Genomic DNA, 15840 nt, shown 5'->3' with positions numbered 1-15840 from the left:
CTTTAAAAACTCAAAATAGAATCATAATGTTTACAATACAAATCGATAGGTAGCTTTAATTAAAAAAGTGTTCTGTGGGCGTTGACTCAAAAGTTGATTATCAATAATAGTATTAAAATTGTTATTTGGATCGCCAATGCCAGTGATGCCTTGTGACCAGACTAAAAATATTTCGGAACCTGGAATATATTCCCATCGCACAACTAAATTTGATCGAAACTGTACAAATGAAAAGTTTGGGTCTCCAAAAGAATAATCGGTCGTACCATCTTTATCTTCATCTACATTGTAAACCCCCTCCTCAAATGAAATTTGATTGTTATCATACCAAGTAACTCGATCGTTTAAATCTTCTGCAATGGGGTTATTAACGTAATTGAAGTTGGAGTACTTAGCGTTAAAAATAAAAGGCTGCCCGTAATACTGAATGGTTAAATTAGGGTTGATATTATAGTTAACTCTTAGCGTGGCACTTAAAGATTCATTATCAATTTTCCCTAACACATACCGAGGCGTTCCGTTGAAAGACCTTTCAGTTACGTATTGCGTTTTATTTGGGTTCTGCTCGTACTCTGTAATAAGTGATAAACTTAGGGTGTTTAATGGTTGGTAAAAGAACCTTAATACATATCGCTGAAGCCCAAAATTTTGTTGTTGCGACCATGAATTTACATGGCCCACGTGCATATTAAATTTCTTTCGGCCATCGGTCCCTGCGAATAAAAAGAAGTAGTTTTCGTCACTCCATCGCCATCTTGGTCCTCCTCGCAATACAGTATTACTAAAAATTCTAGGTTTATGTGCCGCTCCACCTTCGGTCCACCAATTGTTTTTCCAATTTACATACCCATTTACTTCATATTGAATACGGTTATAGTTTCCTTCAAAATCGAAGGACGTAAATTGGTTTAAGCCAATATTTGCTTGTCGAAACCAGCTAGTTGGGGTATTCCAAAACCGTCGTACATTAGCATATTGTCTTATTTCATCTGCTTGACGCAAAAATCCTAAATCGTTCAACTCCAATTCTGGTGAGCGCCAGTTGCCTCCAAAATTATACCTCCAGTTACCTCCACTACCCTTTCCAATTTCAAATCGCCCTCCAGTTCCAGTAAGTGAGGTTTTGTTTGGGTCCACCTCAACATGACTTGCATCTACTCGTTGAAAAAGGTGGGTTAATGAATATTGTGTGTTGGTAATAGCTTCGGCAGAACCACGTACATTACTAATAACACTACTTCCTTCTACATAATATTTTCGGTCTTTCCAATTATGCTGAAAATCTAACCCTCCCGAATAGGCATGACTATGTAAAAACTGAAGATTATCTGCCATATTTCTTGTAGTGGCTGTAAAAATTCCCCCTATATAGCTATTCCTATCATTAAAATCTTTTTGTACTCTTCCCACAAAGTAGTTGGTTAAAGGCTCTACTAAAACTTCATCTTCATTTCCTTCTTCATCAACAAAGTCTGCATATTCATTAGCCGTAACACTTTCCAATATGCCCAATGTCCATCCATCTTTGGTTTTTCCACTTAATTTAGCGGCTCCCAAAATGGTTGTATTAATAGGGTCGTCTGCAAATTCTGCACCTTCACCATAAGCTGAACCTTGAGGCGTTCTACCTATCCTTCTTGAAAAGAACAAATTGTCCTGATTTCCAGCGAAATTATAATCGAATATATTTTTGTTTTCCACAAAGAAGGGTCGTCGTTCTTGAAAGAAAATCTCAAATCCATCCAACGCTATAGCCCCAGGATCTGCGTCTACCTGACCAAAATCTGGATTTATGGTTAAATCGACCGTTAAGTCATTGGTAACACCAATCTTCGCGTCTAATCCTCCTGTTAATTTGGTGTCGCTCCCATCTCTATATGGGTTTCCAGTTTCGGCTTCATAGGTATCTAACTGAGCCACTGTATACGGCTGAATTTCCAATTGCTTTTGTGGTTTTAGACCAATTAACCCACGTAACTCTCCAAACTCACTTACCCATCCTGGAGGGTTGGCCGGGACGGGTTGCCATAAGGATCTTTCTTCATTTTTAAAATAGCGTCGTGTAGATTGAAGCCCCCAAACTTGTTCTTCGTTGTTACCAAAACGAAGTTGACTTAAGGGTATTCGCATTTCGGCGGTCCAGCCTTCAGCATCTATTTGTGTATCAACATACCATATAGGATTCCAGCTTGAATCCCAATTATTACCATTATTAGAAACAAATTCATCTCCTTTAACTCCCGAAGCTGAAATGGTAAATGAAAATCCTGTACGGTCATCGTTATAACTATCAATATTAAGTTCTACCCAATCCCCTGGAAAATCATCCCGTCTGCCCATTCTTCTTTCAATGGTCGACGGATCTTTTTCATAGCATTTAAAGGCCACATAAAGATTTTTATCGTCGTAGGCAATCTTAAGTTTGGTTTGTTCTGTAGGAGCAGTACCCACATCTGGTTCAAATTCTACATAGTCTGATGACCATTCCACAACATTCCAAGCTTCTTCATCTATCTTTCCATCTATGGTAATTTCTCCTTTACCAACAATGGAAGCCGTAGTATAGACTCTTTTTTCATATTGTTTTTTATTTATTTCTGAAGCTTCTTCTTGAGAGAATGAAAGACTAGAAATAAGAATTGCGATGGGCATAAATGCCCTTTTCTGGAAAGACATATTGGCTAGTTTTGATTTGATTGATGATATAATAGACTTAAAGTACGTTTGAATGTGACAGTTAAATGGAATTATTAAGAGAATTTTAACTTTTTTAACGTACTTCAAAAAAAAAATATGACTGTTTGTTTTTCAAATAAATAGCATTACATTTGCACCCCTCTTAGAGAGGATTATCAATGATTTATTAACTATTGACAAAAAACTAAATGGATACATTAAGTTACAAAACAGTGTCTGCTAACAAAAATACCGTTAACAAAGAATGGGTATTGGTAGATGCGGACGGCCAGGCATTGGGTCGTCTTGCCAGCGAAGTGGCTAAGTTACTTCGTGGAAAACACAAGCCAAATTTTACTCCACATGTAGATTGTGGAGATAATGTAGTAGTAACTAACGCTGCTAAAATTAATTTAACTGGTAAAAAATGGGATGCTAAATCCTATGTTCGTCACACAGGATATCCTGGAGGACAACGTACATTAACCGCTAAGGAAATGTATACAAAAGATCCGGCTAGATTGGTTGAAAAAGCTGTAAAAGGAATGTTACCTAAAAATAAGTTAGGTGCAGCACTTTTCAGAAACCTTAAAGTGTATGTAGGTGCAGAGCATGACCAAGAAGCTCAAAAGCCTAAAGTAATTAACCTTAACGATACTAAGTAATGGAGACAATACACAAAATAGGAAGAAGAAAAACTGCCGTGGCTCGTATTTACCTTACTAAAGGAAAGGGTAAAATTACAATTAACAACCGCGAATTAGATAATTATTTTACTACCCCAACACTACGTTACAAAGTGCAACAGCCTTTAATGTTAACAGATAACGAAAAGGCTTACGACATAAAAGTAAACGTATTTGGAGGTGGTATCACTGGACAAGCTGAAGCTGTTCGTTTGGCAATTTCACGTGCAATGTGTGAAATTAATGAAGAACACAGATTGGTTCTTAAGCCAGAAGGATTACTTACAAGAGACCCAAGAATGGTAGAACGTAAGAAATTCGGTCAGAAGAAAGCTCGTAAGAAATTCCAGTTCTCTAAACGTTAATATTTTCAACCTTATTGGGTGTTTTCGTTTGAAAACACCCAATGGGTTAACTAAGTTCATATTTTTATTAATTAATTAAGCTGTTAGTCCCACTCTGCCGGGTGAGACAATTAGTTTAGCATCTAAATCAAGTCTGCGCTGCAGAAAGATTGCTATCTATTTATTACAGAACGTAAACTAAAAACAAAATGGCAAACAACAATCAAGTCAAAGAATTACTTGACGCTGGTGTACACTTTGGACACCTTACGCGCAAATGGAATCCTAACATGGCCCCGTATATCTATATGGAGCGTAACGGAATCCACATTATCAATCTTTACAAAACTGCTGCAAAACTAGAAGAGGCTAACGAAGCCCTTAAAAAAATTGCTGCTAGTGGACGTAAAGTACTTTTCGTAGCTACAAAAAAACAAGCAAAAGACATCGTTGCCGAAAAAGCAAAGAATGCCAACATGCCATACATCACAGAAAGATGGCCAGGTGGTATGTTAACCAATTTCGTAACTATCCGTAAGGCAGTTAAGAAAATGGCGTCTATTGATAGAATGAAGCAAGACGGAACGTTCAACACACTTTCTAAAAAAGAAAGATTAGCTGTAGATCGTCTTCGTGCAAAATTGGAAAAAAACTTAGGGTCTATTAGTGACATGAGCCGTCTTCCAGGAGCTTTATTTATTGTAGATACCACTCGTGAGCACATTGCTGTAAAAGAAGCTCAAAAATTAAATATTCCAATTTTTGCCATGGTAGATACCAATAGCGACCCTCGTCCTATTGATTATGTAATCCCATCAAACGATGATGCTTCAAAATCTATCGAGAACATTATTGGAAGTGTAACTGCCGCTATTTCTGAAGGATTAGCAGAAAGAAAATCTGGAAAATCTGAAGATGATGATGCTGAGCCAAAAGCAGCAGTTAAGAAAACTGCAAGAAAAAGAGCTTCAGTAGCATCCTCTGCTAGCAGCGAAGAAGAATAACTAAAATTATAAAATTCACTTTGTTTTTTGAGAAATCAAAAGACCTAAAAAAAATAAAAAACTTGAAAACGATGGTAAAAATAACCGCCGCACAGGTAAACGAATTAAGACAAAAAACCGGAGCCGGTATGATGGATTGTAAAAAGGCATTAGTTGAAGCCGAAGGCGACTTCGACAAAGCCATTGAAATCCTTCGTAAAAAGGGTCAAAAAATTGCTGAAAAAAGAGCCGATAGAGATTCTAGTGAAGGTGCTGTAATAGCAAAAGTGAACGACGCCGCTACTAAAGGAGTGATTGTTTCTTTAAACTGTGAAACCGACTTTGTATCTAAAAATGACTCTTATGTTGAAATGGCTCACAAAATGGCAGAAGTAGCTTTAAACACTTCAACTATGGAGGAGTTTCTTGCTGCAGAATATGAAAACGGAATGACAGTTCAGGAAAAATTGACTGAGCAAACGGGTGTTATTGGTGAAAAAATCGAAATTGGTGGTTACAAGACTTTGGAAGCTCCTTTTGTAGGTTCTTACATTCACGGAAACAAAATTGGGGCTTTAGTAGGTCTTTCAAAAGCATTTGATGGTGCTGCCGAAGTTGCTAAAAATGTTTCTATGCAAGTAGCATCCATGGGTGCAACAACGCTTTCTTACAAAGATTTTGATCCAGAATTTGTTGCTTCAGAAACCGAAGCTCGTATCGCTGTCATTGAAAAAGATAATATCGAATTAGGAAGATTAGGAAAAACTCTAAAAAATGTTCCTAAATATATTTCTAGAGCTCAATTAACAGATGCTGTAATTGCTGAAGCTGAAGAAGCTATTAAAGCTGAATTGAAAGCCGAAGGAAAACCAGAACAAATTTGGGATAAAATTCTTCCAGGAAAATTGGAGCGTTTTATTGCTGATAACACAACACTTGACCAAGAAAAGTGTTTATTGGACCAAAACTTTATTATGGACGAAAAACAATCTGTAGCACAATACGTAGCTAGTAAAGGAGATGTTTCAATCGTTAATTTTGAAAGAGTTTCTTTAGCACAATAAAAAGAATACCTACTTTATTTTAAACCGCTTTGAAAAATTTGATTCAAAGCGGTTTTTATTTTGCCCCAATTCATCATTATTTTTATTTATTTTTGCCATACTAATAAACCTTGAGGTGGCATCGAAACTATAGATTTTAAATCAAGTTTATTGTTTTCGATACCATTGACAGAATAATTTAACTCTCGCTTAGCGAGTAAATTACCACTATGCAATACAAAAGAATCTTACTTAAACTCTCTGGAGAAGCCTTAATGGGACAGCAACAATATGGTATTGACCCAATTAGACTTCAGGAATATGCCAGTGAAATAAAACAAATTGTTGAAAAAGGAGTTCAGGTAGCAATTGTTATAGGAGGTGGAAACATCTTTAGAGGCGTTTCTGGTGTAAGTGGTGGTATGGATCGTGTTCAGGGAGACCATATGGGAATGTTAGCAACGGTTATTAATGGCCTAGCTTTGCAGAGCGCCCTAGAAAATGATGGAGTACAAACGAGACTTCAAAGTGCCATTAAAATGGATGAAGTTGCTGAACCCTTTATACGAAGGAGAGCCGTTCGTCATCTCGAAAAAGGACGCGTGGTCATTTTTGGTGGAGGTACGGGAAATCCATACTTTACCACCGATTCTGCGGCAGTACTTCGAGCTATTGAAGTAGAAGCAGATGTTATTTTAAAAGGAACTCGTGTAGATGGAATTTACACAAGCGATCCAGAAAAAGATGTGAATGCAACTAAATTCGATTTTATTACATTTGATGATGTTCTAAGAAAAGGTTTAAAAGTGATGGATACAACTGCATTTACTTTAAGCCAAGAAAACGAACTCCCTATCATTGTATTTGATATGAATACCAAAGGAAACTTATTAAAAGTAGTTTCTGGAGAAAATGTAGGAACAAAGGTTAATTTATAATTTGGTCTAATTTTTGCCAAAACGATTAAAAAAATTAAAATGGAAGACGAAATTCAGTTTATACTTGACAGCACCGAGGAAGCTATGAAAAATGCCTTGGTGCACCTCGAAAAAAAATTAGTTACCATAAGAGCTGGAAAAGCTTCACCAGCAATGCTAAGTGGTGTAATGGTAGATTATTATGGCACTCCTACCCCACTTAATCAAGTTGCCAATGTAAATACTCCAGACGGAATGACTTTAACTATTCAGCCATGGGAAAAAGCCATGATTCCTGAAATTGAAAAAGGAATACAAATTGCTAATCTTGGTTTTAACCCAATGAATAATGGAGAAAGCGTGATTATTAACGTACCACCTCTTACTGAAGAGCGAAGAAGAGAATTAGCTAAACAAGCGAAGGCTGAAGCCGAAGATTCGAAAATCGGTGTTCGAAACGATCGAAAAAACGCTAATACCGATATTAAAAAATTGGACATTTCTGAAGATTTAAAGAAAAATCTAGAAGATGACATTCAGAATATGACCGATGAACACATCAAAAAAATTGATGCCATTTTAGCTAAAAAAGAAGCAGAAATAATGAAAGTCTAAAAGGGTAAACATTATTACTTAAAACGTTTAAAAAGAGTGGTGTAATTACCACTCTTTTTTTTCAAAATAATAACATATTGATTCCTTTGGAATCCTTTGTATTTTAATACCTTTGCCCCAATTTTAAGCATCCTTTTTTGAACAAACTTTTCAGTATCGGGTTTTGGAGTGCAGTTGCTCGTTTTATTCTTCGCAATAGAACGCTCATTATAATTTTCATTGCAGCAATGACTGTTTTCTTTGCAATGCAATGGAAAAACATGAGGTTTACCTATACTGAAGCTAATCTACTCCCAGATGACCATAAATACAATGAGGAGTATCAGGAGTTTTTAGATAAGTTTGGAGAGGAAGGAAACCTTATCATTATTGGGATTAAAGATTCTACCCTCTTTACCCCTACCAATTTTAAAGCCTGGACAAAGCTTTCAAAAGATCTTTCAGAATATAAAGAAGTAGAATTATCACTATCTATTGGTGATCTTCAGAAACTTGAGAAAAGGGAAGATACTGCTGCATTTCAGTTAGTGCCCTTTATTAATGATTCTGTTTTGGATTCTGAAAAACTGGAACGCTACCGCTATGAGCTTTTCAACAAATTACCCTTCTACGAGGGCTTGGTATATAGTCCAAATAAAGAATCGGTTCGCACGGCGGTCTATTTAAAAAAGGATATTGTCAATACTCCTGCCCGAAGGGATTTTATCATAAATGACTTAATCCCACTAATTGATGCTTTTGAATCTGAGACAGGCATCAAGGTGTATACTTCGGGAATGCCCTATATTCGAACCCTTAATTCGCAAAATATTATAGATGAAATAAGGTGGTTTATTGGTGCCGCATTATTAGTTACCTCCCTAATATTTTTCTTCTTTTTTAGATCTTTTAGAGCCACCTTTATTTCAACACTTGTTGTAATTATTGGGGTCATGTGGTCATTTGGAGTATTGGGTTTATTGCATTATGAAATTACCGTATTAACAGCTTTAATTCCACCACTTATAATTGTTATTGGTATTCCTAATTGTATTTTCTTAATCAATAAATACCAGCAGGAGATTAAACTCCATGGAAATCAGGCAAAATCGTTACAAAGGGTCATTGCTAAAATTGGAAATGCAACTTTAATGACAAATGTAACAACAGCTTCAGGATTTGCTACTTTTATTTTAACCCAAAGTAAGCTTTTAAAAGAGTTTGGTACTGTAGCTTCCATTAACATCCTTGCTATTTTTCTTTTAAGTTTATTTATCATTCCTATTGCGTATAGCTATATGGCCATACCTAAATACAAGCATTTAAAACACCTTAATAAGCGTTGGATTGGAAAGTTTGTTTCTTGGATGGAACGTATGGTAAGAGAGCACCGAATTGCCATTTATATAACTACCATCGTATTACTTTGTACAAGTATTATAGGCATTTACAACATTAAGTTATCTGGTAGTCTTATTGAAGATATGCCTAAAAACAAGCCCTTCTTTCAGGATATTAAATTTTTTGAGAAAGAGTATGAAGGTATTATGCCTCTTGAAATTTTGGTTGATACTAAGCGAAAAAAAGGGGTTATGAACTTGGCTACACTTAAACGCATGGATGAACTTCAGAATTATATGGAGGAAATTCCAGAGTTATCTACGACGCTTTCTGTAGTTCAGCTGGTTAAATATTCGAAACAGGCTTATTACAATAACAATCCAGAATATTATCAATTACCCAACAGCCAAGAAAGAACATTTATACTTTCCTATGCGAAGAGTAGTGCCAACGATACAAATTTATTATCAAGCTATGTTGATTCTACGGGACAATATGCGCGTATCACCACCTTTATGAAGGATACGCAAACAGAGCGTTTTGATAGGATTGAAGAGGACATTCGTAGTCAAATTGAAAAAATATTCCCGAGTGATCGATATAATGTTTCCATTACTGGAAAAGCTTTTGTGTTTGAAAAAGGAACAAAATATTTAGTTAATAATCTTTTACTCTCCCTTTCCTTAGCCATCTTTTTAATCGCATTATTTATGGCTTGGATGTTTAGAAGTTTTAGAATGATTTTGGTGTCACTTATCCCCAACTTATTGCCATTGCTTATTACCGCTGGCCTTATGGGATTCTTAGGGGTTCCAATAAAGCCTTCTACGATTTTAGTATTTAGTATTGCATTCGGGATATCGGTAGATGATACCATTCACTTTTTAGCAAAATACCGCCAAGAATTAATAGCAAACCATTGGAAAATTAAAAAATCGGTTTATGCGGCATTGCGTGAAACAGGGGTGAGTATGTTCTATACCTCTATTGTTTTATTCTTTGGGTTTTCTGTGTTTACGATTTCAAGTTTTGGAGGCACAGTAGCATTGGGAGCATTAGTTTCGGCAACATTGTTATTTGCCATGTTGGCTAACTTATTATTATTACCCTCATTATTACTCTCATTAGAACGAAGTATAGCTAATAAACAAACCTTTAGAAAACCAACAATCCAGATTCTTCCAAGTTCTGACGAAGAAGTTGAAGAAATTGAAAAAGAGGAGCAAGAAAACACAAATGCGTAATTTTTAAAAAACAGAAAAAAAGTATCTTTACGCCTTCAAAATTAGGAAGCATGCATAGAAAAGAAATTAAAGAAATATTACAAAGTAAGCCTTCACCAAACTCCATTTCGGTGTCGGGTTGGGTGCGTTCTTTTAGAAGCAATCGATTTATTGCACTAAATGATGGCTCTACCATCAAAAATTTGCAGTGCGTTGTTGATTTTGAAAATTTTGACGAAACCATTCTTGACAAAATTACTATAGGTGCTGCCATTAGTGTAGAAGGAACATTGGTCGAAAGTCAAGGTCAAGGTCAAAATGTAGAAATTCAAACCTCAAAAGTTGAAATATTAGGCGAAGCAGACCCCGATGAAGTTTCACTAACGATTTTACAACCAAAACGTCATACACTTGAAAAGTTAAGGGAGCAAGCCCATTTGCGTGTGCGTACCAATACCTTTGGAGCGGTGATGCGACTTCGTTCTAAATTGGCATTTGCCATCCATGAATACTTTCAAAAAAACGGTTTCAACTATATGCACACTCCTATTATTACTGGAAGTGATGCCGAAGGAGCTGGTGAGATGTTTCGGGTAACAAATTTAGACCCTAAAAATCCCCCGTTAAATGAAGATGGCTCTGTGAATTACAAGGAGGATTTTTTCGAAAAGGAAACAAACCTAACGGTAAGTGGACAATTAGAAGCCGAGACATACGCTATGGGCTTAGGAAAAGTATACACCTTTGGCCCTGCTTTTAGAGCAGAAAATTCGAATACATCGCGTCATTTAGCAGAATTTTGGATGATCGAACCCGAAGTTGCTTTTAATGACCTTGATGCTAATATGGACCTTGCTGAAGATTTTATAAAGTATGTCATTCAATATGCATTGGATCATTGTCAAGATGATTTACAGTTTTTAGAAGACAGATTACTCAATGAAGAAAAAAATAAGCCTCAAGTCGAAAGAAGCGAGATGAAATTAACAGATAAGCTTCGATCTGTATTGGAGAATAATTTTGTACGCATTACCTATACCGAAGCCATCGATATTCTTAAAAATAGCAAGGACAACAAAAAGAAGAAATTCAAATACCTTATTGAAGAATGGGGCGCCGATTTGCAAAGTGAACACGAACGGTTTTTAGTAGAAAAGCACTTTAAATGTCCAGTCATTCTATTTGATTATCCTGCCAAAATAAAAGCATTTTATATGCGCTTAAATGATGCGGATGAAAAAGGGAGAGAAACCGTTAGAGCCATGGATGTTTTGTTTCCAGGAATCGGTGAAATTGTTGGTGGTTCGCAGAGAGAGGAACGATATGATGTGTTAAAAAAGAAAATGGAAGTGATGGGTATTCCGGAAGAAGAATTGTATTGGTACCTTGATCTTCGAAAGTTTGGAACTTGCGTCCACAGTGGATTTGGGCTTGGGTTTGAAAGATTGGTATTATTTGTAACTGGAATGGGAAATATTAGAGATGTAATTCCTTATCCAAGAACCCCAGGTAATGCTTCCTTTTAATTATACAAAACCAGAGATATTAAATCCAGTTCCGTAGTTTCGTTGCTGGATTTTTTTTATTTTTATAGATAAGTCAATGTATTTATGTTAAAGCAACAGCTTAATTTTAAGTTATCCCAAAAATTATCTCCTCAACAAATCCAGTTGATGAAGTTAATCCAACTGCCTACGCAGGCTTTTGAACAACGCATCTCACAGGAATTGGAGGAAAACCCTGCATTAGAAGGAGGAAAAGATGAGAAAGATAATTTGGAAAATGACGAGTTTGATAATGATGAATTTGACGATTATGATGATGGTAACGAAGTTATTGAAACCGACATAAATGTAGATGATTATTTGAGTGATGACGAAACCCCAAGTTATAAACTTTCAGCCAACAACTACAGTGCAGATGATGAAGAAAAAGAGACTCCGTTTGCTTCTGGAACATCGTTCAATCAATATCTCTTACAACAGTTAAACACCTACAGGCTTGATGACGAAGCATTTGAAATAGCGCAATTTTTAATTGGAAGCGTTGATGAGAGTGGTTATATAAGAAGAGATATCGAAGATATTGTAGATGACTTAGCTTTCACTCAAAATATTTACACCTCAAAAGAACGAATTGAAAAAGTGTTAGGTATTGTTCAAGAATTGGATCCCGCAGGAGTGGGCGCAAGAAATCTTCGGGAATGCCTATTAATTCAGCTAAAAAGAAAAGGTGATGAACCTTCTGTCCACCTTGCAACGAAGATCATTGAAACCACATTTGATCAATTTACAAAAAAGCATTACAAAAAATTAATTTCAAAATTCGACATTACCGAAGACGAGCTGCGAGAGGCTATACATGAAATTGAAGGACTTAATCCAAAACCTGGAGGAGCGTATTCAGGAAACACACGTATTATTGAACATATTGTTCCAGATTTTGCCATTAAAATAATTGATGGGGAGCTTGATCTTACTTTAAATGGCAGAAATGCACCCGAGCTACACGTGTCTAGAGATTATAGTGATATGCTGAAAGGCTATAAAGAATCCAAAGAGAAATCGAAGTCGCAAAAGGATGCCGTCATGTTTATTAAGCAGAAGCTCGACGCTGCAAAATGGTTTATTGATGCGATAAAGCAACGGCAACAAACACTGTATGTTACCATGAATGCCATAATGCATTATCAAGAAGAATATTTTTTATCAGGCGATGAACGCAAGTTAAAACCTATGATTTTAAAAGATATTGCAGATAAAATTGATATGGATGTTTCAACTGTTTCACGTGTGGCAAATAGCAAATACGTTGATACTCCCTACGGAACAAAGCTCATAAAAGACTTTTTTAGTGAATCGATGAAGAATGATCAAGGCGAAGATGTTTCTACTAAGGAAATTAAGAAAATTCTTGAAATGACCATAGCAGAAGAGAATAAGAGGAAGCCTCTAACAGATGATAAATTAGCAAAAATCCTAAAAGAGAAAGGCTATCCCATAGCAAGACGAACCATAGCCAAATATAGAGAACAGCTAGATTTGCCTGTGGCAAGACTACGAAAAGAAATTTAATGAATCATTTTCTTAGACTAGGAGCTTATGTATTACATCCATTGCTTATGCCTTTTTTAGGAGCAGCAATTTATTATATTATTACCCCTCGATATGTTGAGACCGAAACCATAAGCAATAAGTTGGTAGCAATATCAATTATCACAATACTCCTCCCTATTGTTACTTATTTTTTACTTCGGAATTTAAAATTGGTAAATTCTATTAAGCTTGAAGAAGTTTGGGAACGGAAAATACCTTTAATGCTTCAATGTGTACTCGTATTTTTAATAATAAAAATGGTGTTTGATGCATATATTACACCTGAACTTTATTTCTTTTTTGTAGGCGTATTGTTTTCAACTTTTGCCGCATTATTTCTTGTTGTATTTAAAATAAAAGCAAGTTTACATCAAATGGGGATTTCTGGACTCACCTTTTTCGTAATAGCGTTAAGTGTTCATTTTAAAATAAATATGTTATTTTGGATAGCCACCTTAATCTTTGCCAATGGTTGGGTTGCTTCTTCAAGACTTCACACCAATTCACATACCAAAGTGGAACTTATTTTGGGATTCTTTTTAGGTGTAATCCCTCAACTACTTATGCTAAATTTTTGGTTATAGGATATAGAAGATGATTCCTATTTTAAGCGGATTAAAAGATATTGTTTCGTTAGTATCTTCCAAAGTAGCATCCTTAAAAAAAGGAAGTATACTATAATTAGCATAGAAGTTAAATGTGCCATAGCCAAAAGCTAATGTTGCTCCCAAACTTAATTTTTGAAACTCTGGAATCTTAGTTTGCGAAACCGTATTATTAGTTTGCTTAAACTGAGATCGATACCAATACACATATCCAGGCTTTACACCTGCATACACTCTCCAAAATTTATAAACAGTTGGTGTTGAGGTTCTCCATCTAATTTCAAATGGCAATTCTATGGAAGCCGTTCTAAAAATATTTGAAGTATAATCTACAGAGTCATCCAAAATACTAAAAATGGTATTTTCTGAAGTATCTTCTCCTATAAAAAGATTTTGACCATATTGGTCAAAACTAAGACCAAGCCCTATTGCAACAGCAATATTTCTTTGTTCGTTAATAGGCATATCTCTTAAAAATCCGAAGTGAATTCCGCCAGAGACACCCTTAAAATTAAAACCACTTGGTGTTTTTGTAATCAAATTGTACGTCACGCCAGCATAAAACTGATCCTCTCTGTATTTAGTATCCACAATACTATCCTTTATAATATCTTGCGAATACAAACTAAAGGAGATGACCCCAACGAGAAAAAAAAGAAGTATCGTTTTACTATCCTGCATATTGTAAATATAACTAATTACGCCTCAAATAATGTCATAAAAAAACGCCTTACTCCATATTAAAGTGTAAGGCGTTTTATAAAATTATTTAATTTATTAATTATCCAGTTGGTTCCCTGGAGTAGTTATATAAATTAACTTTAACAAATTTAAATCTCTAAGTTCTTGTTTAATGTCTGTCACCAAACCAGTATTGGTTTCTTCATCAACTTTAAGCGCAACCATTACCTTATCTTGAAGTTCTGGTCGTAGTTTTCTTCTTAATTCTTCTAAAGCAAATTTAATGTTTGAAACATCTGTAAATTTATCTCCTATCTGAATTTTAGCCTCTTTCCCAAACTTTTCATATCCAGCACCCGGTTTACCTGCATAAATAAATACAGATCTGTCCTTCTTTAGTTTTTCAACTTGATCTCCTTTTGGAAGCTTTTGCTGCACCAAAAGTTGGCTATCCCTTAATACGGTAACAACCATAAAGAAAAACAGTAACATAAACACAATATCTGGCAATGATGCAGTATTTACTGCAGGGATTTCGCCGCTTTTTTTCTTTTTAAATTTTGACATTTCTTACAATTTTTAAGATCCAGATTTTTTCGGTTCTGCTTCTGAAAGTTTCAGCGGAATTAAATCTTGAACAGTTTGAAGCTTTTCTTGAATGGACTCCACTCGTTTTTCATCAGTAATATCCCCTTCATCAATCGCCTTTTTCATTTGAGTGTATTTCCAGCCATATAAACGCTCAGATTCTCTATCTCTTAAAAAATTATAGGCAGCCACTAATTCATTTTGAACTGCTATATACATTTTATAAGAAGTTAATCGATCATTCTGAACAGATATAACTGCCTTATCTGGATTATCTGATGATTCTGGTGATCTCTTTCCTTTGCAAAAATTACAAAACTCTGGTGATCCAGACGGCGCCCCCCCATTATCGATAAATTCGATAGCTGCTTGACGCAAATCTTTTAAATCCATTAATTCTTCTTCTACAAGAAGTTGATCATGCTTATTCACATTAACTATAAAGAGATTCTTCTGCTTTATAATTACATCTGGAGTATCCTCTATTTTAGGAGGCAATTGTCTAGCAATCCCTTTATCTTTTTCAATGGTTGTAGTAACCAAGAAAAAAATAAGTAATAGGAACGCTATGTCTGCCATAGATCCTGCATTAACTTCGGGTGATGCTCTTCTTGCCATTATTTAGTTACTCTTTTAAGTCCGCTTAAAATCATGGCTCCAATAGCCAAAACACCTAAAATGTAGAATGTATTTAATCCTGCTCCAACCCATTTTGAGGTTGTTTCAGTTACATTTTCGGTTATTATTAATTCTTCTGGTAAGCCTTCTAAACTTCCACTAGACATAACATATCCTATGATTGCTATGGCCAAAAAAGCCCCTACTGTGATAAGTGTTTTCTTGATATCCCCAGCAAAAACCCCCTTAAGAACAAATACAAGCACAAACGCTAGAACTAAACCTAAGATAATATAGGATGTATATAAGGCTCCATTTACAGATCCAGCACTTTCTCCAGCTTCAATAGCTGCATCTCCAGCGCTAAGAATCATAACGAAAAATATGATTCCAACGACGCTTAAGATAAGTGCTAAAATTTTAATTATTTTATGTAATCCCATGGT

Annotated in this window: 15 protein-coding genes; 10 read left to right on the top strand and 5 right to left on the bottom strand. The window is 35.5% G+C overall.

The window, feature by feature from the left end; all coding sequences use genetic code 11:
- Nucleotides 1-30: 30 nt before the first annotated feature.
- The gene (locus KXJ69_RS10800; protein ID WP_255571321.1) at nucleotides 31-2676 is read right to left on the bottom strand and encodes a DUF5916 domain-containing protein; all 2646 of its coding nucleotides are present in this window, start codon (nucleotides 2674-2676) and stop codon (nucleotides 31-33) included.
- Nucleotides 2677-2885: 209 nt separating this feature from the next.
- On the opposite strand from KXJ69_RS10800, the gene rplM reads away from it, so the two are divergent.
- The 10 genes from rplM to KXJ69_RS10750 all read left to right on the top strand — a co-directional run bounded on the left by rplM (nucleotide 2886) and on the right by KXJ69_RS10750 (nucleotide 13486).
- Nucleotides 2886-3341: a 50S ribosomal protein L13 gene (gene rplM / locus KXJ69_RS10795; RefSeq protein WP_219053123.1), complete on the top strand. Its 456-nt coding sequence runs from the start codon at nucleotides 2886-2888 to the stop codon at nucleotides 3339-3341.
- A complete protein-coding gene (gene rpsI / locus KXJ69_RS10790; RefSeq protein ID WP_219053122.1) occupies nucleotides 3341-3727 on the top strand; it encodes a 30S ribosomal protein S9 in 387 nt (128 codons plus the stop codon). The genes rplM and rpsI overlap by 1 nt, the downstream gene beginning before the upstream one ends.
- 188 nt (nucleotides 3728-3915) lie before the next feature.
- The gene (gene rpsB / locus KXJ69_RS10785; RefSeq protein WP_219053121.1) at nucleotides 3916-4710 is read left to right on the top strand and encodes a 30S ribosomal protein S2; all 795 of its coding nucleotides are present in this window, start codon (nucleotides 3916-3918) and stop codon (nucleotides 4708-4710) included.
- Nucleotides 4711-4781: 71 nt separating this feature from the next.
- Nucleotides 4782-5753, top strand: coding sequence for a translation elongation factor Ts (tsf, locus tag KXJ69_RS10780; protein WP_219053120.1), 972 nt, complete (start codon nucleotides 4782-4784; stop codon nucleotides 5751-5753).
- A 209-nt stretch (nucleotides 5754-5962) separates the two neighbouring features.
- A complete protein-coding gene (gene pyrH, locus KXJ69_RS10775; protein ID WP_219053119.1) occupies nucleotides 5963-6670 on the top strand; it encodes a UMP kinase in 708 nt (235 codons plus the stop codon).
- Between the two features lie 39 nt (nucleotides 6671-6709).
- The gene (frr, locus tag KXJ69_RS10770) at nucleotides 6710-7264 is read left to right on the top strand and encodes a ribosome recycling factor (protein WP_219053118.1); all 555 of its coding nucleotides are present in this window, start codon (nucleotides 6710-6712) and stop codon (nucleotides 7262-7264) included.
- Nucleotides 7265-7401: 137 nt separating this feature from the next.
- The gene (locus tag KXJ69_RS10765) at nucleotides 7402-9828 is read left to right on the top strand and encodes an efflux RND transporter permease subunit (protein ID WP_219053117.1); all 2427 of its coding nucleotides are present in this window, start codon (nucleotides 7402-7404) and stop codon (nucleotides 9826-9828) included.
- Nucleotides 9829-9878: 50 nt separating this feature from the next.
- Nucleotides 9879-11333: an asparagine--tRNA ligase gene (asnS, locus tag KXJ69_RS10760; RefSeq protein WP_219053116.1), complete on the top strand. Its 1455-nt coding sequence runs from the start codon at nucleotides 9879-9881 to the stop codon at nucleotides 11331-11333.
- 84 nt (nucleotides 11334-11417) lie between these two features.
- Complete coding sequence (rpoN, locus tag KXJ69_RS10755; RefSeq protein WP_219053115.1) at nucleotides 11418-12881, top strand: RNA polymerase factor sigma-54; 1464 nt, start codon at nucleotides 11418-11420, stop codon at nucleotides 12879-12881.
- A complete protein-coding gene (locus KXJ69_RS10750) occupies nucleotides 12881-13486 on the top strand; it encodes a hypothetical protein (protein ID WP_219053114.1) in 606 nt (201 codons plus the stop codon). Before rpoN ends, KXJ69_RS10750 begins: the two co-directional genes overlap by 1 nt.
- On the opposite strand, the gene KXJ69_RS10745 is transcribed toward KXJ69_RS10750, so the two are convergent.
- The 4 genes from KXJ69_RS10745 to KXJ69_RS10730 all read right to left on the bottom strand — a co-directional run bounded on the left by KXJ69_RS10745 (nucleotide 13481) and on the right by KXJ69_RS10730 (nucleotide 15837).
- The gene (locus KXJ69_RS10745; RefSeq protein ID WP_219053113.1) at nucleotides 13481-14188 is read right to left on the bottom strand and encodes a porin family protein; all 708 of its coding nucleotides are present in this window, start codon (nucleotides 14186-14188) and stop codon (nucleotides 13481-13483) included. The two genes, KXJ69_RS10750 and KXJ69_RS10745, sit on opposite strands and share 6 nt — an antisense overlap.
- Before the next feature lie 96 nt (nucleotides 14189-14284).
- Nucleotides 14285-14755, bottom strand: a complete 471-nt coding sequence (locus KXJ69_RS10740) for an ExbD/TolR family protein (protein ID WP_219053112.1) — start codon at nucleotides 14753-14755, stop codon at nucleotides 14285-14287.
- Between the two features lie 12 nt (nucleotides 14756-14767).
- Nucleotides 14768-15394, bottom strand: a complete 627-nt coding sequence (locus tag KXJ69_RS10735) for an ExbD/TolR family protein (RefSeq protein WP_219053111.1) — start codon at nucleotides 15392-15394, stop codon at nucleotides 14768-14770.
- Nucleotides 15394-15837 carry a hypothetical protein gene (locus KXJ69_RS10730; protein ID WP_219053110.1) on the bottom strand — a complete coding sequence of 148 codons (444 nt, stop codon included), beginning with the start codon at nucleotides 15835-15837 and terminating at the stop codon, nucleotides 15394-15396. Before KXJ69_RS10730 ends, KXJ69_RS10735 begins: the two co-directional genes overlap by 1 nt.
- Nucleotides 15838-15840 lie beyond the last annotated feature (3 nt).

The organism is Halomarinibacterium sedimenti (genome assembly GCF_019312585.1).
GTDB classification, from domain to species: Bacteria; Bacteroidota; Bacteroidia; order Flavobacteriales; family Flavobacteriaceae; genus Halomarinibacterium; species Halomarinibacterium sedimenti.
The sequence above is the reverse complement of the archived record's forward strand: the minus strand, read 5'-3'. Positions and strand labels throughout refer to the sequence as shown.

Coding starts and splice junctions, on each gene's coding strand:
- KXJ69_RS10800 (WP_255571321.1), bottom strand. CDS start 2,676: ATGTCTTTCCAGAAAAGGGCATTTATGCCCATCGCAATTCTTATTTCT.
- rplM (WP_219053123.1), top strand. CDS start 2,886: ATGGATACATTAAGTTACAAAACAGTGTCTGCTAACAAAAATACCGTT.
- rpsI (WP_219053122.1), top strand. CDS start 3,341: ATGGAGACAATACACAAAATAGGAAGAAGAAAAACTGCCGTGGCTCGT.
- rpsB (WP_219053121.1), top strand. CDS start 3,916: ATGGCAAACAACAATCAAGTCAAAGAATTACTTGACGCTGGTGTACAC.
- tsf (WP_219053120.1), top strand. CDS start 4,782: ATGGTAAAAATAACCGCCGCACAGGTAAACGAATTAAGACAAAAAACC.
- pyrH (WP_219053119.1), top strand. CDS start 5,963: ATGCAATACAAAAGAATCTTACTTAAACTCTCTGGAGAAGCCTTAATG.
- frr (WP_219053118.1), top strand. CDS start 6,710: ATGGAAGACGAAATTCAGTTTATACTTGACAGCACCGAGGAAGCTATG.
- asnS (WP_219053116.1), top strand. CDS start 9,879: ATGCATAGAAAAGAAATTAAAGAAATATTACAAAGTAAGCCTTCACCA.
- rpoN (WP_219053115.1), top strand. CDS start 11,418: ATGTTAAAGCAACAGCTTAATTTTAAGTTATCCCAAAAATTATCTCCT.
- KXJ69_RS10750 (WP_219053114.1), top strand. CDS start 12,881: ATGAATCATTTTCTTAGACTAGGAGCTTATGTATTACATCCATTGCTT.
- KXJ69_RS10745 (WP_219053113.1), bottom strand. CDS start 14,188: ATGCAGGATAGTAAAACGATACTTCTTTTTTTTCTCGTTGGGGTCATC.
- KXJ69_RS10740 (WP_219053112.1), bottom strand. CDS start 14,755: ATGTCAAAATTTAAAAAGAAAAAAAGCGGCGAAATCCCTGCAGTAAAT.
- KXJ69_RS10735 (WP_219053111.1), bottom strand. CDS start 15,394: ATGGCAAGAAGAGCATCACCCGAAGTTAATGCAGGATCTATGGCAGAC.
- KXJ69_RS10730 (WP_219053110.1), bottom strand. CDS start 15,837: ATGGGATTACATAAAATAATTAAAATTTTAGCACTTATCTTAAGCGTC.